Source organism: Qipengyuania intermedia (genome assembly GCF_019711615.1).
GTDB classification, from domain to species: Bacteria; Pseudomonadota; Alphaproteobacteria; order Sphingomonadales; family Sphingomonadaceae; genus Qipengyuania; species Qipengyuania intermedia.
In genome coordinates this window covers 1,007,413-1,025,086 of sequence record NZ_JAIGNS010000002.1, presented here as the reverse complement: position 1 = coordinate 1,025,086, position 17,674 = coordinate 1,007,413, and the positions used below count along the sequence as shown (strand labels likewise).

Here is a 17,674-nt window from a genome sequence, read left to right as displayed (position 1 = left end):
CTTTGCGGCAGCTTGCCTTACATGGGACCCGAACCATCCACAGATTAGCGTTTACGAGGCCTCATGCTCCGCGAAAAGATCCAGACCGAAACCGTCACCGCCATGAAGGCCAAGGACAAGGAGCGCACCGCCGCGCTCCGCCTGATCGGTGCGAAGATCAAGGATCGCGATATCGAACTGCGCACTGCGGACAAAAAGCCTGAAGACGACGAGCTCGTCACCGACGTGCTGATGAAAATGGCCAAGCAGCGCCGCGAATCGATCGCCATGTACGAAGACGGCGGGCGGCAGGAACTGGCCGACAAGGAGAAGGCCGAACTCGTCGTGATCGAGGAGTTCCTCCCCAAGCAGATGAGCGAGGACGAAACCCGCGCGGCCATCGCCCAGATCAAGGCCGATACCGGTGCCGAGGGCATGAAGGACATGGGCAAGGTTATGGGCGAACTGAAAGCCCGTCACGGCGCGACGCTAGACATGAGCAAGGCCAGTGGCCTCGTGAAGGAGGCCCTTTCGTGAAGCGTATCCTGCTGATCGCCGCGCCGTTCGCCCTTGCCGCCTGCGGTTCGAGCGAGCCCGAACCTGCGCCGACGCCCACGCAAACGCCTGCGCAGCCGCGCACGCTGGTCGCGGCCGATCTCGACCTGTCGACGCTGGGTGCGAAGATCGTCGGTCCGCAAGGGCCCGAGGTCGAAACGGTCCTGAGCGCAGGCAGCGCACAGATCGGCACAATGGTCAGCTTCGTCGCGTGCCCCGAAGGCGTCGAAACCTGCGAGCCGGGCCAGATGCCGGAAGATACGATTTATACGTACGTCCACCAGGTGACGCTCGACGGCGTAAGTACTGCGCAACCCGAAGCCGGTCCCGAAGTGGTCGAAGCGCCGCCTACCCTGTTCAGGACGACCGAGCGCGCCCACGGCTTCAACGGCTCGCTGGGCTATTCGCGCAGCCAGGCGCAGGCCGCTTTCGGTAGCGAGGATGCAATCGGCGTGACGATCGACGATGGCCGTCTCATCTGGAGAGTTATCGACGGGCAGAATTGGCGGGAAAACGCAACCGTCACTGTTTGGTGGCAGTCGACTGAGCCTCCCGCTGGTCCTTCCGATGCGTTCTTGCTGGAAGTCCTGGGCAATCAGGCTGTCGCGCGGGGGCCGTTCCCGGCAGAGGAAAAACCGGCAACGGACACGCCCGCCAACTAGCGGCTTTCGCCTTCAGGCAGTAGGGAGAGGAGATGGCCCTCTCACCCCAATGGCTGGACGAATTGCGCATGCGGACTACTCTGTCCGCTGTGATCGGCCGCACCGTGCGCCTGACGAAGGCGGGGCGCGAGTTCAAGGCCTGCTGCCCGTTCCACAACGAGAAGACGCCAAGCTTCTACGTCAATGACGAGAAGGGCTTCTACCACTGCTTCGGGTGCGAGGCGCATGGCGATGCCATCCGTTGGCTGACCGACCAGCGCGGCATGCCCTTCATGGATGCGGTCAAGGAACTGGCGGCGGAAGCGGGCATGGAAGTCCCTGCCCCCGACCCACAGGCCGCCAAGCGCGCCGAAAAGCGCGCCAGCCTGCACGACGTCACGGCAGCGGCGCAGGACTGGTTCGAAGCGAACCTAAGGGGTGCAGACGGGGCAGCAGCACGTGCCTACCTCTCGCGCAGGGGTTTCTCCGAGAAAACGGTGCGTGAATTCGGTTTCGGTTACGCTCCCCAGGACAGGCAGGCATCGAAAGCCGCCCTCTCGCGGTTCGACGAGAAGATGCTGATCGAAGCAGGTATGCGGATCGAGGTCGAGGGCAAGGATCCCTACGACCGCTTTCGGGCGCGACTGATGCTCCCGATCCACGATGCCCGCGGCCGGGTCATCGCTTTCGGCGGACGCATTCTAGATAGCGACAGCAATCCCAATGCGCCGAAATATCTCAACTCGCCCGACACCCCGCTCTTCGACAAGGGCCGCACCCTTTACAACTTGCACCGCGCCGCACCCGCGTCTCGCCAGACCGGGCGGATTATTGTCGTCGAGGGGTACATGGACGCGATCGCACTGGCGAACGCCGGTATAGCGGAAGCGGTGGCGCCACTCGGTACGGCCCTGACCGAGAACCAGATCGAGCTTCTCTGGCGACAGGTCGAGCGACCGATCCTGTGTTTCGACGGTGACAATGCTGGGCAACGCGCCGCCATGCGCGCCATCGAACGTGCCCTCCCCATGCTGCGTCCCGGGCACTCGCTCTCGATCGTCAGGCTGCCTGCCGGAATGGACCCCGATGACCTGATCCGCGAAAAGGGCGTGTCGGCCATCGAAGAGTTGCTCTCCAGCCCGGCGAGCCTCCTCGACACCCTGTGGGAATTCGAAAAGGCGGCCGCGCCCCTCACTTCACCGGAAGAGAAAGCCGGGTTGAAAGCGCGCCTGATGCATCACGTCGAGGCCATCGAGCATCCCGACATCAGGGCGCTCTACAAGCGCGAACTGACCCAGCGCTTTTCCGACTTCGCCTTCCCGCCCCGCCCCCAGCGCGAATTCAAACCGCGTGGGGAATGGAAAAAGGGGGGCTTCAAAGCACCTTCTCCCCAACTTTCGGCCGAAGCCGAGCGGCGCTTGAAAAGAGCGATCGAAGGCGGGTCGCGTGATACGCTGGCGAGTGCCGTAATCCACGGAATGCTGCGCCATCCGGGCGAGATCGCCCGCCACGAAGCCGCCCTCGCCCGCGTCGCTCAGAGTGACCGAAATGTCGGCGCGGCCATAGATTCGCTGCTTGCCGCTGCGGAAACGCTTGATTCGCACGCGCAATCGCCCATATCGCTACCCGAAGGCCTACCCGCCCCACCGGCAAACATCCGCTTCGCCTTTCTCGATGAAGGCACCGACCCGGTAGATGCGCGCGAGGAATTGGCCGAAGCCGTGTCTCTGCTGGTCGAAAGGCCGGCACTCGAAGCCGCGTTGGCAGCAGCGACCGCGCGTTTCGAGAGCGACCCCGAAGGGGCTTTCGTCGAGCAGCAGCAGTTGCTGAAACGGAAGCTGGAATTCGAGGCGCGACTCGGGCAAATGGCAAGCCGCAAGGCCGCTTCGGCGACCGCAAAAGATTCAGATGCCGCTCAGGACACGGGACCTGGCAGCGGCGCAAGTACGGACTGATTGCTCTTTATGGCCACCAAGACCAAGTCGGGCGACAAAGACGACGCACCGCTGATCGATCTCAACGAAGCGTCGGTCAAAAAGCTTCTAAGCAAGGCGAAGAAAAAGGGTTACGTCACCTATGACGAGCTCAACGACGCCTTGCCCCAGGGCGAAATGAGCTCCGACCAGATCGAGGATATCCAGTCGGCCCTGTCCGAAATGGGCGTCCAGATCGTCGAAAACGACGAAGACGCCGAACAGGACGACGAAGTCGAGGAAATCGCTCCGGCGCCGTCTTCCAGCGAGAAAGAGCCTGCCAAGAAGCCGACCGGCCCCAAGAAGCTGGCCGCGGGCGAGCGTACAGACGACCCGGTCCGCATGTACCTGCGCGAAATGGGCGCGGTCGAATTGCTCAGCCGCGAAGGCGAAATCGCCATCGCCAAGCGCATCGAGTCCGGCCGTGACATGATGATCATGGGCTTGTGCCAGAGCCCGATCACCTTCCACGCCATCATCCAGTGGTCCGAAGCGCTCAACGCCGAGGAAATGCAGCTGCGCGAGATTCTCGATCTCGACGCCATGCTGTCCAAGGAACCCCCGGCGGATAAGCTGAACGACGACGCAGAAGACGATGACGACGACGGCGAAATCTCCGAAGAAACCGCCGGTCCGACCATTCGCGACGAAGACGACGACGATTCCGAGGAATCGGAAGACGAAGACGGCGAAGAAGGTTCGAAGAAGGACGACGAAGAGGAAGAGGACAACACTATGTCCCTTGCTCAGATGGAAGCCGCGCTCAAGCCGGACGCCATCGAACGCTTCGCGCGTATCGCCGACCTGTTCGGCAAGTTCGAAAAACTCCAGGCAGAGCGCGTCGAAGTCCTCGGCCGCGGCGACGATTTCCCCGCCGCCAAGGAAAAGAAGTACGAAGCGCTTTCGGAACAGCTCACCGCGGAAGTGGAGAGCGTCCAGTTCCACGCGACCAAGATCGAATTCCTGGTCGACAACCTCTATGCTTTCAACCGTCGCCTGACCGCTCTCGGCGGCCAGATGTTGCGCCTGGCCGAACGCCACAAGGTCAAGCGTGTCGATTTCCTCGATTCCTACATCGGAAACGAGCTGGACGACACGTGGATGCAAGACAAGGTCAAGAAGGACAAGAAGTGGGCCGCCTTCGCCGAGAAGGAAGCCGACGCGATCGACCGCATCCGCGCGGAAATTGCGGACATCGCCAGCGCCACCGGCATGGCCCTGCCCGAATTCCGTCGCATCGTGAACATGGTCCAGAAGGGCGAGCGCGAGGCGCGTATCGCCAAGAAGGAAATGGTCGAAGCGAACCTGCGCCTCGTGATCTCGATCGCGAAGAAGTACACCAACCGCGGCCTGCAGTTCCTCGACCTGATCCAGGAAGGCAACATCGGCTTGATGAAGGCGGTCGACAAGTTCGAATACCGCCGCGGCTACAAGTTCAGCACATACGCAACCTGGTGGATTCGCCAGGCAATCACCCGCTCGATTGCCGACCAGGCGCGCACGATCCGCATCCCGGTCCACATGATCGAGACGATCAACAAGCTGGTCCGCTGTTCGCGCCAGTTCCTGCACGACCAGGGCCGCGAACCGACGCCCGAAGAGATGGCGGAAAAGCTCTCCATGCCGCTCGAGAAGGTGCGCAAGGTGATGAAAATCGCTAAGGAACCGATCAGCCTCGAAACGCCGATCGGCGACGAGGAAGATTCGCACCTTGGCGATTTCATCGAGGACAAGAACGCGATCATCCCGGTCGATGCAGCGATCCAGGCCAACCTCAAGGAAACGGTCACTCGCGTCCTTGCCAGCCTGACGCCGCGCGAAGAGCGCGTGCTGCGCATGCGCTTCGGCATCGGCATGAACACGGACCACACTCTGGAAGAAGTCGGCCAGCAGTTCTCTGTTACGCGCGAACGCATCCGCCAGATCGAGGCGAAGGCGCTGCGCAAGCTCAAGCACCCGAGCCGCAGTCGGAAAATGCGCTCTTTCCTTGACCAGTAAATTTGAACACCGCCGGGTTTTCCTTCTAGGTGATTGACCGGCGGGTAAAATAACGCTGGCAATTGGCGAAATTCCCGCAACTTCGGGAACCATGCTGTATTGCAATGATTGCGAGCGGTAAGAGGGTGTCCGAGCTGGTCTTGTGACCGGGCGCGCCCTCGCGAGGGTTGGTCTGATACCGCATCACATTTCAGATATCGATTTCAAGGAGTTGCTCGCCAGCTAACCAAACCCCTATGTCCTTCTAAACCGTAATCTCGAACTTGCGTGGATGAACGATGCCTACCTCCACGTCACAATGCGCGAACGAGAGGACATTCTTGGGCGACCGCTGTTCGAGGCATTCCCAAGCGAAGGCGAGAGTTACAGGCAGTTGAGGGAATCACTCGACCGCGTGCTCAGGACGGGCCAAGCCGACGAAATCGCGCACATCCGGTACGACATCGCCAATCCCGACGGCTCATTCGATACGCACTACTGGAGCGCCACACACACGCCCTTGAAAGGCGATGACGGCGAGGTCCGCTATATCCTCCAGCATACGGTGAACATCACTGAACTGGAAAACCTTCGTCGCGCCATCGATGAAGCGAGCGTCGTCGAACGAGCGAAGAAAGTCGAAGAGCGATACCGTCTGGCTTCCGCGGAACTCGATCGTATCCGGATGCTGCTGGAGCAGGCGCCCGGCTTCGTCGCGGTCATCTCCGGTCCGGAACATACTTTCGTTATGGCGAATGCCGCCTACCGCCGCCTTCTGGGAGGGCGCAAGCTGATCGGGCTGACTGTCGCTGAAGCTTTGCCCGAGGTGGTCGAGCAAGGCTTCGTCAAGATACTCGACGAGGTCAGGACCACCGCCGAGCCGTATTTCGGCAATCGCGAGCTGGTCGCCCTGGTCGACCCTGAAACCGGCGTCACCACGGAATCCTACCTGGAATTCATCTTCCAGCCGATCAGCGAGGAAACCGGCGAAGTCAGCGGCATCCTGATCCAGGGGTACGATGTCAGCGAGGAAGTCGAAGCCGAAGAGCGGCAGCAGTTGCTGATCAACGAGCTCAACCACCGGGTCAAGAACACGCTCGCCATCGTTCAAGGCCTCGCCCAGCAGTCCTTTAAATCCGACACCGGACATGCAGGCTTGGAAGTTTTCTTCGCCCGCATCGCCGCGCTTGCCAGTGCGCACGATCTTCTCACCGAGAACACCTGGAGAAAGGCCGATGTCGAGAAAATCGTCAGAGCCTCCCTCGAAGCGACTGCCGGGACGCAATCCGGAAGATATTCGCTGGACGGCCCGAAGGTTACGCTGGACCCGCAATCCGCCGTGGCCTTGGCTATGGTGGTCCACGAGCTGGCGACCAATGCGCTGAAGTATGGCGCTCTGTCCGAGGAAGAAGGCCGCCTGGCCATTACCTGGGGCCGTGAAGCTGGAGAAGACGGGGCGCGCCTGATCTTCGATTGGCGGGAAAGCGGAGGACCGAAAATCAGTGAGCCAACGCGCCGGGGTTTCGGATCGCGGCTGATCTCCCGTGCATTCGGTAATCGCGGGGATTCCTGCGAGCTGACGTATCATCCCGATGGACTGCGCTGTCGCCTGGAGACCAAACTGTGACCATGGATGGACTGCATTTTTTCATTCTCGAAGATGAACCGATCATCGCCTTCGGGCTGGAGGATCTCTTGCTGGAAGAAGGCGCCAAGGTCTCGCTCGCCACTGCGCTCGACGAAGCGGCGGAGGTCATCGAGGGGGCCTCCTTCGATTTTGCGATACTCGACGTGAATGTTCGCGGAGAGAAAAGCTACGGCATTGCAAGGACTTTGCTGGACCGGGACGTACCGATCATGTTCGCCACAGGTTATGGCGACAGCGCGCATTCGGAAGGCTTCGAGAACGTGCCGACGGTGACCAAGCCCTACTCGATGCACCAAATCAAAGATGCCATGAACCGATTGAGCCGCGTTTGATTGCGATCCGCCGTGGATGACGGGATAAGGCGGTAGATTGCTCACCGCGAAATGCGTATGGCCGCACCATGCGTATCGCCATTGCTTCAGACCACGCCGCGATCGACCTCAAGGCCGAACTGCGCGATTGGCTTATCGAACAGGGACACGAGGTCGCCGACCTTGGCCCGGACACGACCGACAGCGTCGATTATCCCGACTTCGGCTATAAGCTGGCCAGCGTCGTAGCCGATGGCACGGCAGAGCGCGGCATTGCGCTGTGCGGATCGGGCATCGGGATTTCGATGTCCGTCAATCGCAATCCCGCCGTGCGCTGCGCGCTTGTGTCAGAGCCTCTCTCGGCTAGCCTCGCTCGCGAGCACAATGACGCCAATTGCATCGCGATGGGCGCGCGCCTCACAGGTAGCGATATGGCCAAGGCCTGCGTGACCGCATTCCTCGAAACCGAATTCGCAGGCGGGCGTCACCAGCGCCGCGTCGACAAGCTCTCCAACCCGGAAGACTGATCATGGCAACCCAGGCAGCACACACCCAACGCGACCCGATGGACCGTTTCTGGCACGACACGCTGGAACAGGCGGATCCTCAAGTTCACGCAGCGATCCGCAACGAACTGGCCCGCCAACAGGACAAGATCGAGCTGATCGCAAGCGAGAACATCGCCTCGACGGCAGTGCTCGAAGCGACCGGCAGTGTCTTCACCAACAAGTATGCCGAAGGCTACCCGGGAAAGCGCTATTACGGCGGGTGCGATTATGCCGATGTCGTAGAAACGCTGGCAATAGAGCGTGCCAAGCAATTGTTCGGCTGCAACTTTGCCAATGTTCAGCCCAATTCGGGCAGTCAGATGAACCAGGCCGTTTTCCTGGCTCTGCTGCAGCCCGGCGACACATTCATGGGCCTGGACCTCAACTCGGGCGGGCACCTCACCCATGGCTCGCCGGTCAACATGAGCGGCAAGTGGTTCAATCCGGTCAGCTACGGCGTTCGCAAGGACGACGAACTGATCGACATGGACGAGGTGATGGCGACGGCGAAGGAGCATAAGCCCAAGCTCATCATCGCAGGCGGCACAGCATATTCGCGCGTCTGGGACTGGGAAGCATTCCGCAAGGTGGCCGATGAAGTCGGCGCGATCCTGATGGTCGACATGAGCCACATCTCCGGCCTCGTCGCCGGCGGCGCGCACCCATCGCCCTTCCCCCATGCCGATGTCGTCACTACGACCACCCACAAGAGCCTGCGTGGCCCGCGTTCCGGCGTCATCTTGTGGAACAATGAAGAGCTGACAAAGCCGCTCAACATGGCCGTGTTCCCGGGCATGCAGGGAGGCCCGCTGATGCACGTGGTCGCAGCCAAGGCGGTCGCGTTCGGCGAAGCCCTGCGCCCCGACTTCAAGGACTACGCGCACCGCGTCGTCGAAAATGCCCGCGCTCTAGCACGCGGCATCGAGGCGAACGGCCTGCGTGTCGTTTCCGGCGGCACGGACAACCACTCCATGCTGGTCGACCTCACCGCCAAGGATGTCACCGGGAAGGCAGCCGAAGCCGGTCTCGACCGCGCCTGGCTCACCTGCAACAAGAACGGCATTCCCTACGACACGCGCAGCCCCTTCGTGACCAGCGGCATCCGCCTCGGCACGCCGGCAGGCACTACGCGCGGCTTCGGACCGGCGGAATTCGAAACCATCGGCAAGCTGATCTGCGAGGTCGTCGACGGCCTTTCGCGCAACGGTCCGGAAGGCGACGGCCAGGTCGAGGAAAGCGTGCGCGCCCGCGTGTCCGAACTGTGTGCGCAATTCCCGGTCTATCCGGGCCGCTGAGGATACAGACGATGGACGACAAGGAACCCAAGCACCAGGACCATGACCTGCTCCCCGACGCGCGGGACGAGCTCAAGGCAATGATGAAGGAAGGGGTCGATCATCCTTCGACCGCGCCCGTTCTGACCGGGGCGGCCATCGGTGCCGTTGCCGGATGGGTCCTGCCTGTGGTCGGACCGGTCATCGGCGGCGTCGCGGGTGCCGGGCTGATGCTCTACAAGCGCCTGAGACCGTAAGATGCGCTGCCCTTTCTGCGCTTTCGACGACACCCAGGTAAAGGACAGTCGTCCGACCGAGGATTCGACCTCGATCCGCCGTCGCCGCCAGTGTTCCAGCTGTGGCGCCCGTTTCACTACCTTCGAACGGGTGCAACTGCGCGAAGTCACCGTGGTCAAATCCGGAGACCGGCGCGAAGCGTTCGAACGCGCGAAGCTCGAACAATCGATCTCGCTCGCCTGCCGCAAGCGCGATGTCGCGCCCGAACGGATCGACCAGCTGGTCTCCGGCATCCAGCGCCAGGTCGAAACCGCCGGCGAAGCCGAAATCGCATCCCAGCGGATCGGCGAGATGGTCATGGACGGCCTGCGCCAGCTGGATTCGGTCGCCTATATCCGCTTCGCCTCGGTCTATCGCGACTTCAGCGAGGCCCGCGATTTCGAAGAATTCGCCAGCACGGTGCAGGAAGCCGCAGCCAATGAGCGAGGCTGACCTGCGCAAACCGGTCATCGTTCTCGTCCGTCCCCAGCTTGGCGAGAACATTGGCAAAGCGGCGCGCGCCATGCTCAATTTCGGGCTCAGCGAGCTGCGTCTCGTCGAACCGCGCGACGGTTGGCCCAACCCTTCGGCCGGCCCCGCCGCATCGGGTGCCGATGCCGTGCTCGAAAATGCGCAGGTCTATGCGACCACGGCAGAGGCCGTTGCGGATTGCGCCCATGTCTATGCTACCACCGTCCGCAAGCGCGGAGTGACGAAGCCGGTCGTGACGCCGGAGGAAGCTGCCTCGCAGATGGCGGTTGCTTCAGGTCGCAGCGCGATCCTCTTCGGGCCCGAACGCTCGGGACTGGAGACCGAGGATGTGGCGCTGGCGCGCGCGATCCTGACCGTTCCGATCAACCCCGATTTCGGATCGCTCAATCTCGCCCAGGCCGTGATCCTTTGCGCCTACGAATGGAGCAAGCACGAGACGCTTGCCCAGCCGACGCAGGAAGATCTCTTGCCCCCTGCCCCGCAGGAGGAACTGGAGGGGCTGATCGGCCATCTCGAAAGCATGCTGGAACCGAACGGGTATTTCCTCCCTGAAGCGCGTGCCGATTCCACGCGCCGTACCTTGCGCGGCGTGCTGACGAAGCCGGGCTGGAATCACCTGGAGGTTCGCACCCTTCGTGGAGTGCTGTCATCGCTTCAGCGAAAACCGCGCGGGGATTGATCGCAAGCCTGTCGACACTACACTGGCAAGCCGTTAGGCGCAGCGCGAAATCCATTCAACTCAAGGAATTACCATGCGTTTAGCCGCGATCGCCGCTGGCCTCACCATCCTCGCCGCTCCCGCTTTCGCGGGCCAGCAGGAAGTGCCCGCAGAGACCCGTGCGGATGCTCCCAAACCAGAGGCGAAAGAGGAAGCTGAAAAAGTCTGCAAGTATATTCGTGCCGACATGAGCAGCCGCCGCAAGCAGAAGGTCTGCATGACCGAAGCGGAATGGATCGAATTCAACCGCGGCAACTGATCCGCGGACTTCGGATCAGCCCCTGAGGCGGTCCCACTCACCCAATTCGTAAGCGATCGAGGTTTCGACCAGATCGTCCCAGATTTGCGCGATCTTCCCGGCCGGAAGGTCGCGCTTTTCTGCATCCGCGCGCGCGTTTTCGATAACTTCGGTCTTGCGCGCCTCGTCCCGGACCACGTTGCGATCGGTCTTGATGCGCGCCGCCGCCCGCATGTAGCCGAAGCGGCGGTCGAGCAATTCCATCAGTTCGCGGTCGGTCGTATCGACGCCGATGCGCACTTCGCGCATGTTTTGGCAGTCTTCGGGCAGTTTGAAATCGGCAGGCTTTGACGTGTCCATGGCCGCGCCGAATGGCGAAGCCAGACGCACTTGTCGAGCGCAAACCAAACCCTCTCTCGACATTGGCAATTCTCCCCGTCATGGAGGCGCCATGGCAAGCACGGCAAACACCTTCCGCAACCAACCCGACGAGCGCGGGCATTTCGGCGATTACGGCGGCCGCTACGTGGCGGAAACGCTCATGCCGCTGGTCCTCGATCTCGAGCGCGAATATCGCAAGGCGCAGGCCGATCCGGAATTCCAGCGCGAGTTCGACGACCTGCTGGAGCATTACGTCGGCCGCCCCTCCCCGCTTTATCACGCGGAACGCCTGACAGAGGCGCTGGGCGGTGCGCAGGTCTGGTTCAAGCGCGATGAGCTCAATCATACGGGCGCGCACAAGATCAACAATTGCATCGGGCAGATCCTGCTTGCGATCCGCATGGGCAAGACCCGCATCATCGCGGAAACCGGCGCGGGACAGCATGGCGTCGCAACGGCGACCGTCTGTGCGCGTTTCGGCCTGCCATGTGTGATCTACATGGGTGCGGAAGACGTGCGGCGGCAGTCGCCCAATGTCTTCCGGATGAAGTTGCTCGGTGCGGAAATCGTACCTGTCACGAGCGGGCGCGGCACGCTGAAAGATGCCATGAACGAGGGCCTGCGCGACTGGGTCGCGAATGTGGAAGACACCTTCTACATCATCGGCACTGCGGCCGGTCCCCACCCCTATCCGGAAATGGTCCGCGACTTCCAGAGCATCATCGGCAAGGAAGCGCGCGCGCAGATGCTCGACCGTATCGGACGCCTGCCGAATCTCGCCGTGGCCTGCATCGGCGGCGGATCGAACGCGCTCGGCCTGTTCCACCCCTTCCTCGACGACCGCGAGGTCAAACTCTTGGGTGTCGAAGCGGCAGGTCACGGCCTCGATGGCGACGAACACGCCGCGAGCCTCCTCGGCGGCTTCCCTGGCGTGCTCCACGGCAACAAGACCTACCTGTTGCAAGACGAGGATGGCCAGATCACCGAAGGCCATTCGATCAGCGCCGGTCTCGATTATCCGGGCATCGGTCCCGAACATGCATGGCTCAAGGACACGGGCCGCGTGGAATATACCGCCGTCACCGACGAGGAGGCGCTTGAGGCCTTCCAGCTCCTCTGCCGCACCGAGGGCATCATCCCGGCGCTGGAGCCCAGCCACGCCATTGCGGCGGTGGCCAAGCGGGCGAAGGAAATGCCGAAGGACAGCGTGATCCTCGCAAATCTGTGCGGTCGTGGAGACAAGGACATCTTCACCGTGGCTGAAAAGCTGGGAGTGGAGATGTGAGCGAAGGTGACCGCGAATATCTTAAAGATTACATCGTGGGTTGGCGAAGGATGGACGCTTGGGAGGCAACGCAACGTGCCTTTATGATTCTTGGGATCGCTATGATTGCGTCGGTTGCTTGGGACTGGTTAGTGCGAAGCGATGTCACATACGATAAGGCATTCTGGTTCAGTCTAATGTTCTCAATTGCCTTCGCCGTGTGCTCAATGATCTTCAAGATTCGTCCTGTATTCCGCAAATGACCCGCCTCACCAACGCCTTCTCCAAATCCCACCCCGCGCTCGTCTGCTTCGTTACCGCAGGCGATGGCGACACGGCGGCGAATCTCGACGCACTGGTCGAGGGCGGCGCGGATGTGATCGAGCTGGGCATGCCCTTCACCGATCCCATGGCCGATGGTCCAGCTATCCAGGCGGGGAATATCCGGTCGCTCAACGCAGGGACCACGACCGCCGACGTGCTGCGTATCGCACGCAAGTTCCGCGAACGGCACCCCGAGGTTCCGCTGGTCCTCATGGGATACGCCAACCCCATGATCAGGCGCGGGCCGGACTGGTTCGCCAATGCGGCGAAGGAAGCGGGCGTGGATGGCGTGATCTGCGTCGACATCCCCCCGGAAGAAGACGATGCGCTCGGGCCGCAATTGCGCGATGCAGGCATCTCCCCCATCCGCCTCGCGACGCCCACGACCGATGCAAAGCGCCTGCCGCAGGTCCTCGAAGGATCGTCGGGCTTTCTCTACTACGTCGCAGTCGCCGGAATCACCGGCATGCAGCAAGCCGCCATCGAATCCATCGAGGCGAATGTCAGCCGCATCAAGCAATCGACCGATATCCCGGTGGCCGTCGGCTTTGGCGTGCGAACTCCCGAGCAAGCTGCAGAGATTGCAGAGGTCGCCGATGGCGTCGTCGTGGGCTCGGCGCTTGTCGAACTGGTCGGAGAACATGGCGCAGATGCTCCCGCCAAGCTGCGCGAGCTTACCGCAGGGCTTGCCAAGGCGGTCCATTCGGCGGCAAAGGGCGCTGCATGAGCTGGTTCACACGCGTCCGTAACTCGATCTCCTGGCTGCCCAAGCGCAGCACAGATGAAAACCTCTGGGTAAAATGCCCCAGCTGCCAGCAGATGGTTTTCGCGCAGGAATACCAGGAAAACGCCTACGTCTGCCCGCGCTGCGACCATCACGGCCGCATCGGCGCAAACGAGCGGCTGCGCCAATTGCTCGACGAGGGTTTCGAAACGCTGCCCGTGCCGGAGGTTCGCGAAGACCCGCTGAAATTCAAGGATTCGCAAAAGTATACGGAACGCCTGAAAAAGGCGCGCGCCAAGAGCCCGCATCGCGATGCATTCATCGTCGGATCGGGTGCGATCGAGGGCAAGCCTGCCGTCGTCGGCGTGCAGGACTTCACCTTCATGGGCGGCTCGATGGGCATGGCTGTCGGTACCGCATTCTGCCAGGGGGCCGAGCGTGCCCTCACCCGCCGCGCTCCCTATATCGTCGTGACCGCCGCTGGCGGCGCGCGCATGCAGGAAGGCATCCTCAGCCTGATGCAGATGCCCAAGGCGACGGTGATGACCCGGCGCCTGAAAGAAGCGGGTCTGCCCTACATTGTCGTGCTGACCGACCCGACCACGGGCGGCGTTACGGCAAGCTATGCGATGCTTGGCGATGTCCACATTGCGGAACCGGGCGCCTTGATCGGCTTCGCCGGACAGCGCGTCATCCAGGACACCATTCGCGAACAGCTTCCCGACGGGTTCCAGCGGGCCGAATACCTGCACAAGCACGGCATGGTCGACATGGTCGTCCACCGCCATGACCTGAAGGACACGATCGCGACGCTGCTGGATTACCTGGCACCCGCCGAGGCGGCCTGACCCCTTCCATGCGGGACTTTGCCCGCTCCGAAAGCGCTGCCGTGCAGGCCCAGCTGGACCGCCTGGCGCGCCTCAGCGTGCCCGATGGTCGGCTCGGGCTCGAAACGATCCGCGCCTTGCTTGGACGTCTTGGCAATCCGCACCGCCGCGTACCGCCCGTTTTCCACGTCGCAGGAACCAACGGGAAGGGTTCGACCTGCGCGTTCCTGCGCGCGATGCTGGAGGCGCAAGGTTACTCGGTCCACATGACAACCAGCCCCCATCTGGTTCACTATAATGAACGCATCCGGGTAGCGAGCGAGTTGATCCTCGATGAGAGGCTGGCGGAATTGCTGGCCGAGGTGCTGGATGCGAGCGAGGATCTGAACCCCAGCTTCTTCGAAGTCACGATCGCAGCCGCCTTCACCGAGTTTGCGCGCGTTCCGGCCGATGCCTGCGTCGTCGAGGTGGGACTTGGGGGACGGTTCGATGCTACGAATGTGCTCGAACCGGAAGTGCTGGCAGCCTGCGGTATCGCAGCGCTCGGCATCGACCATGAACGTTTCCTGCTCGCTCCAGAAGAGGGCGTGCCATCGGAGCCAATTGCCCGGATCGCGTTCGAAAAGGCAGGCATTGCGAAGGCGGGCGTGCCGCTCGCAGTCATAGCTGAGAGCAATCCGCCAGAAGCGGAGGCAATGATCGAAAGCGTAACCAGCAAAGTGGGCGCGCAGCTGATTATGGCAAACTCGTATGGAAATGGGGCTATCGACCCGGAGGCGCAGGATTATCCCGAGCCGGGTATTCGCGGCCCGCACCAGGAGCGCAACGCCGCCCTCGCCCATGCAATGCTTCGTAGCCAAAACCGCATTTTAGTAGACGAAGCCGCGATTGAAAAAGGCATTGCACACGCAAGTTGGCCTGCGCGCATGCAGCTTTTGCAGAAAGGCCCGCTCACCGACTTGGCGGGCGAGCGCCAGGTCTGGCTCGACGGTGGGCACAATCGCAATGCGGGTGATGCCGTCGCAAAGGCATTCCCGGGGCCGCTGCATCTCGTCTTGGGAATGCTGGACAACAAGGATCCACGCGCACTGATCGAGCCGCTCGGAAACAGGCTTCGTTCGGTGACCATTGTGCCGGTCCCGGGACATGACGCCCATCCCGTCGAAGCATTTGCGGAGAATGCACTGGGTGCCGATGGAGTCGAGGAAGCTCTGCGCAATCTGCCAACAGATGATTGCCCGGTGCTAATCGCAGGCTCGCTCTACTTGGCGGGAGAGGTCTTGCGCATAAACGAAGAGATGCCGGATTAGGTGCCTTGATTACCCTGGACGAAGTCGCGGGCGATCGCGCCTAGGTAGGCGCTGTCGTTGCGCCAGATGCGCGGGGCCATCTCACGCGTTTTCTTGATGATCACCGGCCGCAGCGGGACATCGAATACAAGGCCCAGCTCGTCACCTTCGCGCCGACCGATCGACGCATAGGTATCGAAGCCCAGCCAGACGAGAACGCAGTCCTTGATGTTTTCGACCGGCGCTAAAAGCTTCACGCGCGCACCGCCTTGCGACAGGTCGATAATCTCGACCTTCTTGCGGCCTTCCAGAGTCTCGATATGCGCGAGCACGCCGAGTTCGAGGCGCAGGTAATCCCTCCGACCCTCCTCACTCGATGATTGTCGCATAGTGGTCATAATGAGTCACGTAAGGTGAAATAGTTGCGCATTCGCTAACCACTGGGGCGCGCTTGTCAGGCGGCTTGTTCTCCCAATTCCGGTGCGACCACACCTGCCGCCGCTTTTCCCCGGCTTTCGCGATACCATTCGGCCAGGCACAGGATGACCGCGATGACACCGATCAGCGTGGTGAAGATGAAAACAAAGTAGTACCCCCGCTCCTCGATCATCTGCCCCAGCGCGCCGCGGCCCAGCGTGCCGACCAGCAGCGTCAGCGATGCGAGAAGCGCATATTGGACGGCCGCGTATTTTTTCGCGACGATGCTCGACAACCAGGCGATATAGGCCGCTCCGGCGATACCGATCGCGAGGTTTTCCCAGAAGATTGTGAAGGTCAGGCGCGCCAGCCCTTCGATCTCGGACATCTGGAAGACACCGGCGATGAAGTTGACGAGCGCGGTAAACCCGATGGCGTCGCTTCCCGCCTGCATGAGCTCTCCGCCGATGGCGAGATCGGCATAGAGCAGGTTCGTCGCTGCAGCGAGCGCGGCGCCCAGCGTCAGCGTGAACATTCGTCCGAACTGGGTAATGATCCAGCCGCCAAGCGCCAGTCCCAGGATGATTGCAAATACTCCGAAGAACTTGGAAGCGAATGCCACCTGGTCGCCGGAATAGTTCAATTCGCCGAGATAGAACGGGTAGGCGAACACGCCCCAAATCGAGTCGCAAATGCGATATGTCAGCACCAGCGCGAGGATCAGCACCAGCGACCAGCCCATGCGGCCCACGAACTCGACCAGCGGCAGGACGAGCGCACGATACAGGTGGTCGGTGAACTTGACGCGATGCCCTGCGCCAACGCCCGGAGCCGACACGATGACATTCCTTCCGACCTGCTTCTGCTTGGCGATCCAGGCAGCGATGAACGCCGGCAGGACCACGGTAGCAATCACGACCAGGGGACCGAATGTCGTGGTGAATTCCGTCACATCGGGGCGGTTTTCAGGAGTAGCGGTCATCGAGCGGACCATGAAGACCACGACCGTCGCGATTGCCCAGCCCCACAGCAATCCGACTGCCAGCAACGCCCGATTGCGAACCTTCTCGGTAACCTCGCCCGCATTGTAGAGTTCGGCAACTTCGTCCTCGTTCGCGGCAACCGTCGCGGCAGAGCGTTTTTCGACGCTGGCATCGGGCGCAAACAGCCCTGCGATGCCGATGCCGAGCATGATCGCGCCCATAATGACATAGGTCTGCGGCCAGCCGATCCGTTCCGCGATAATGAGGCCCAGAGCACCGCCGATCAGCGCGGCCAGACGGAAGCCCATCTGCGTAATGGTCGACAGGATATCGAGGGTCGCCGTTTCGTCGGCGACGTCGATGCGCCATGCATTTATCGCAATATCCTGCGTTGCGCTGGCGAAAGCGCCGATCGCGGCGAGCAGGCTGAACCAGCCCAGCGCGCTCTTGGGATCTAGTAAGCTCATGATCAGTAAGGCAATGCCCACGATCAACTGCATCGGCGCGATCCATTGCTTGCGCTTGCCGAGCTTGCGCAAGCCCGGAATATCGACCTTGTCGAGCAGCGGGGACCACAGGAACTGGAAGGCATAGGCCAAGCCGACGAGCGAAAAGACGCCCATCGTTTCGAGGTCGACTTCCGCCTCGCTCAACCACGCATAAAGGGTGCCTAAAAAGAGTGCCGGCGGCAGGCCCTGGGCGAAACCGAACAGCGCCATAAAGCCGCTTTTCCGGTTCGAAAGTGCCAGGCCTAGAGCGCGCCAGGTCGATATTTTCTTTTTCTTTTCGTCGGCAACCGCTTCGGCCATTCCCTAGCGTCCTTTTGTTATGGTCT

Annotated in this window: 20 protein-coding genes and 1 pseudogene; 18 read left to right on the top strand and 3 right to left on the bottom strand. The window is 61.8% G+C overall.

The genetic code is table 11. The features are described 5' to 3' along the window. Positions 1 to 63: 63 nt before the first annotated feature. From K3179_RS11345 to K3179_RS11290, 13 genes and pseudogenes are all read left to right on the top strand, one after another. Entirely contained in the window at positions 64 to 516 is a 453-nt protein-coding gene (locus K3179_RS11345) for a GatB/YqeY domain-containing protein (RefSeq protein WP_221565129.1), read from the top strand. Next, complete coding sequence (locus K3179_RS11340) at positions 513 to 1,196, top strand: hypothetical protein (protein ID WP_221565127.1); 684 nt, start codon at positions 513 to 515, stop codon at positions 1,194 to 1,196. Before K3179_RS11345 ends, K3179_RS11340 begins: the two co-directional genes overlap by 4 nt. Positions 1,197 to 1,228: 32 nt before the next feature. After that, positions 1,229 to 3,130 (top strand): DNA primase, encoded by a 1,902-nt coding sequence (gene dnaG, locus K3179_RS11335; protein WP_221565125.1) that lies wholly within the window; start codon positions 1,229 to 1,231, stop codon positions 3,128 to 3,130. A gap of 9 nt (positions 3,131 to 3,139) precedes the next feature. Further along, a complete protein-coding gene (gene rpoD, locus K3179_RS11330; protein WP_221565123.1) occupies positions 3,140 to 5,146 on the top strand; it encodes an RNA polymerase sigma factor RpoD in 2,007 nt (668 codons plus the stop codon). 238 nt (positions 5,147 to 5,384) lie between these two features. Then, positions 5,385 to 5,699 (top strand): annotated as a pseudogene (locus tag K3179_RS13550) (PAS domain-containing protein); the annotation flags it as partial. A 111-nt stretch (positions 5,700 to 5,810) separates the two neighbouring features. Continuing rightward, complete coding sequence (locus tag K3179_RS11325) at positions 5,811 to 6,752, top strand: sensor histidine kinase (RefSeq protein ID WP_282098735.1); 942 nt, start codon at positions 5,811 to 5,813, stop codon at positions 6,750 to 6,752. A 2-nt stretch (positions 6,753 to 6,754) separates the two neighbouring features. Next, the gene (locus K3179_RS11320) at positions 6,755 to 7,105 is read left to right on the top strand and encodes a response regulator (RefSeq protein ID WP_221565107.1); all 351 of its coding nucleotides are present in this window, start codon (positions 6,755 to 6,757) and stop codon (positions 7,103 to 7,105) included. A 68-nt stretch (positions 7,106 to 7,173) separates the two neighbouring features. Next, positions 7,174 to 7,611 (top strand): ribose 5-phosphate isomerase B, encoded by a 438-nt coding sequence (gene rpiB, locus K3179_RS11315; protein ID WP_221565105.1) that lies wholly within the window; start codon positions 7,174 to 7,176, stop codon positions 7,609 to 7,611. A gap of 2 nt (positions 7,612 to 7,613) precedes the next feature. Then, positions 7,614 to 8,927 carry a serine hydroxymethyltransferase gene (glyA, locus tag K3179_RS11310; RefSeq protein ID WP_282098721.1) on the top strand — a complete coding sequence of 438 codons (1,314 nt, stop codon included), beginning with the start codon at positions 7,614 to 7,616 and terminating at the stop codon, positions 8,925 to 8,927. An 11-nt stretch (positions 8,928 to 8,938) separates the two neighbouring features. Next, on the top strand, positions 8,939 to 9,163 hold the full coding sequence (locus K3179_RS11305; protein WP_090482930.1) for a hypothetical protein: 225 nt from the start codon (positions 8,939 to 8,941) through the stop codon (positions 9,161 to 9,163). Position 9,164: 1 nt separating this feature from the next. After that, complete coding sequence (nrdR, locus tag K3179_RS11300; RefSeq protein WP_090482927.1) at positions 9,165 to 9,635, top strand: transcriptional regulator NrdR; 471 nt, start codon at positions 9,165 to 9,167, stop codon at positions 9,633 to 9,635. Then, complete coding sequence (locus K3179_RS11295; protein ID WP_221565103.1) at positions 9,622 to 10,353, top strand: RNA methyltransferase; 732 nt, start codon at positions 9,622 to 9,624, stop codon at positions 10,351 to 10,353. Before nrdR ends, K3179_RS11295 begins: the two co-directional genes overlap by 14 nt. 73 nt (positions 10,354 to 10,426) lie before the next feature. Beyond that, positions 10,427 to 10,651 carry a hypothetical protein gene (locus K3179_RS11290; RefSeq protein WP_221565643.1) on the top strand — a complete coding sequence of 75 codons (225 nt, stop codon included), beginning with the start codon at positions 10,427 to 10,429 and terminating at the stop codon, positions 10,649 to 10,651. Between the two features lie 15 nt (positions 10,652 to 10,666). Here K3179_RS11290 and K3179_RS11285 read toward each other — a convergent pair whose 3' ends face one another. Continuing rightward, positions 10,667 to 10,990: a chorismate mutase gene (locus K3179_RS11285; RefSeq protein WP_221565100.1), complete on the bottom strand. Its 324-nt coding sequence runs from the start codon at positions 10,988 to 10,990 to the stop codon at positions 10,667 to 10,669. A 91-nt stretch (positions 10,991 to 11,081) separates the two neighbouring features. Between K3179_RS11285 and trpB the strand changes: the two genes are divergently transcribed. The 5 genes from trpB to K3179_RS11260 are packed head-to-tail and all read left to right on the top strand — an operon-like array spanning position 11,082 to position 15,460. Beyond that, entirely contained in the window at positions 11,082 to 12,296 is a 1,215-nt protein-coding gene (gene trpB, locus K3179_RS11280) for a tryptophan synthase subunit beta (RefSeq protein ID WP_221565089.1), read from the top strand. Continuing rightward, positions 12,293 to 12,538, top strand: a complete 246-nt coding sequence (locus K3179_RS11275; RefSeq protein WP_221565087.1) for a hypothetical protein — start codon at positions 12,293 to 12,295, stop codon at positions 12,536 to 12,538. The genes trpB and K3179_RS11275 overlap by 4 nt, the downstream gene beginning before the upstream one ends. Continuing rightward, positions 12,535 to 13,326 (top strand): tryptophan synthase subunit alpha, encoded by a 792-nt coding sequence (gene trpA, locus K3179_RS11270; protein WP_221565085.1) that lies wholly within the window; start codon positions 12,535 to 12,537, stop codon positions 13,324 to 13,326. The genes K3179_RS11275 and trpA overlap by 4 nt, the downstream gene beginning before the upstream one ends. Beyond that, complete coding sequence (gene accD / locus K3179_RS11265) at positions 13,323 to 14,171, top strand: acetyl-CoA carboxylase, carboxyltransferase subunit beta (RefSeq protein WP_221565083.1); 849 nt, start codon at positions 13,323 to 13,325, stop codon at positions 14,169 to 14,171. The genes trpA and accD overlap by 4 nt, the downstream gene beginning before the upstream one ends. A gap of 8 nt (positions 14,172 to 14,179) precedes the next feature. Continuing rightward, complete coding sequence (locus K3179_RS11260) at positions 14,180 to 15,460, top strand: bifunctional folylpolyglutamate synthase/dihydrofolate synthase (protein ID WP_221565081.1); 1,281 nt, start codon at positions 14,180 to 14,182, stop codon at positions 15,458 to 15,460. Here K3179_RS11260 and K3179_RS11255 read toward each other — a convergent pair. Continuing rightward, the gene (locus tag K3179_RS11255) at positions 15,457 to 15,837 is read right to left on the bottom strand and encodes a hypothetical protein (RefSeq protein ID WP_221565079.1); all 381 of its coding nucleotides are present in this window, start codon (positions 15,835 to 15,837) and stop codon (positions 15,457 to 15,459) included. The genes K3179_RS11260 and K3179_RS11255 overlap by 4 nt on opposite strands. A 56-nt stretch (positions 15,838 to 15,893) precedes the next feature. Beyond that, entirely contained in the window at positions 15,894 to 17,648 is a 1,755-nt protein-coding gene (locus K3179_RS11250; protein WP_221565077.1) for an AmpG family muropeptide MFS transporter, read from the bottom strand. Positions 17,649 to 17,674: the final 26 nt, after the last annotated feature.

Coding starts and splice junctions, on each gene's coding strand:
- K3179_RS11290 (WP_221565643.1), top strand. CDS start 10,427: ATGCGTTTAGCCGCGATCGCCGCTGGCCTCACCATCCTCGCCGCTCCC.
- trpA (WP_221565085.1), top strand. CDS start 12,535: ATGACCCGCCTCACCAACGCCTTCTCCAAATCCCACCCCGCGCTCGTC.
- K3179_RS11325 (WP_282098735.1), top strand. CDS start 5,811: ATGCTGCTGGAGCAGGCGCCCGGCTTCGTCGCGGTCATCTCCGGTCCG.
- nrdR (WP_090482927.1), top strand. CDS start 9,165: ATGCGCTGCCCTTTCTGCGCTTTCGACGACACCCAGGTAAAGGACAGT.
- K3179_RS11345 (WP_221565129.1), top strand. CDS start 64: ATGCTCCGCGAAAAGATCCAGACCGAAACCGTCACCGCCATGAAGGCC.
- trpB (WP_221565089.1), top strand. CDS start 11,082: ATGGCAAGCACGGCAAACACCTTCCGCAACCAACCCGACGAGCGCGGG.
- K3179_RS11250 (WP_221565077.1), bottom strand. CDS start 17,648: ATGGCCGAAGCGGTTGCCGACGAAAAGAAAAAGAAAATATCGACCTGG.
- glyA (WP_282098721.1), top strand. CDS start 7,614: ATGGCAACCCAGGCAGCACACACCCAACGCGACCCGATGGACCGTTTC.
- K3179_RS11295 (WP_221565103.1), top strand. CDS start 9,622: ATGAGCGAGGCTGACCTGCGCAAACCGGTCATCGTTCTCGTCCGTCCC.
- accD (WP_221565083.1), top strand. CDS start 13,323: ATGAGCTGGTTCACACGCGTCCGTAACTCGATCTCCTGGCTGCCCAAG.
- rpoD (WP_221565123.1), top strand. CDS start 3,140: ATGGCCACCAAGACCAAGTCGGGCGACAAAGACGACGCACCGCTGATC.
- K3179_RS11255 (WP_221565079.1), bottom strand. CDS start 15,837: ATGACCACTATGCGACAATCATCGAGTGAGGAGGGTCGGAGGGATTAC.
- K3179_RS11260 (WP_221565081.1), top strand. CDS start 14,180: ATGCGGGACTTTGCCCGCTCCGAAAGCGCTGCCGTGCAGGCCCAGCTG.
- K3179_RS11305 (WP_090482930.1), top strand. CDS start 8,939: ATGGACGACAAGGAACCCAAGCACCAGGACCATGACCTGCTCCCCGAC.
- dnaG (WP_221565125.1), top strand. CDS start 1,229: ATGGCCCTCTCACCCCAATGGCTGGACGAATTGCGCATGCGGACTACT.
- K3179_RS11320 (WP_221565107.1), top strand. CDS start 6,755: ATGGATGGACTGCATTTTTTCATTCTCGAAGATGAACCGATCATCGCC.
- rpiB (WP_221565105.1), top strand. CDS start 7,174: ATGCGTATCGCCATTGCTTCAGACCACGCCGCGATCGACCTCAAGGCC.
- K3179_RS11285 (WP_221565100.1), bottom strand. CDS start 10,990: ATGGACACGTCAAAGCCTGCCGATTTCAAACTGCCCGAAGACTGCCAA.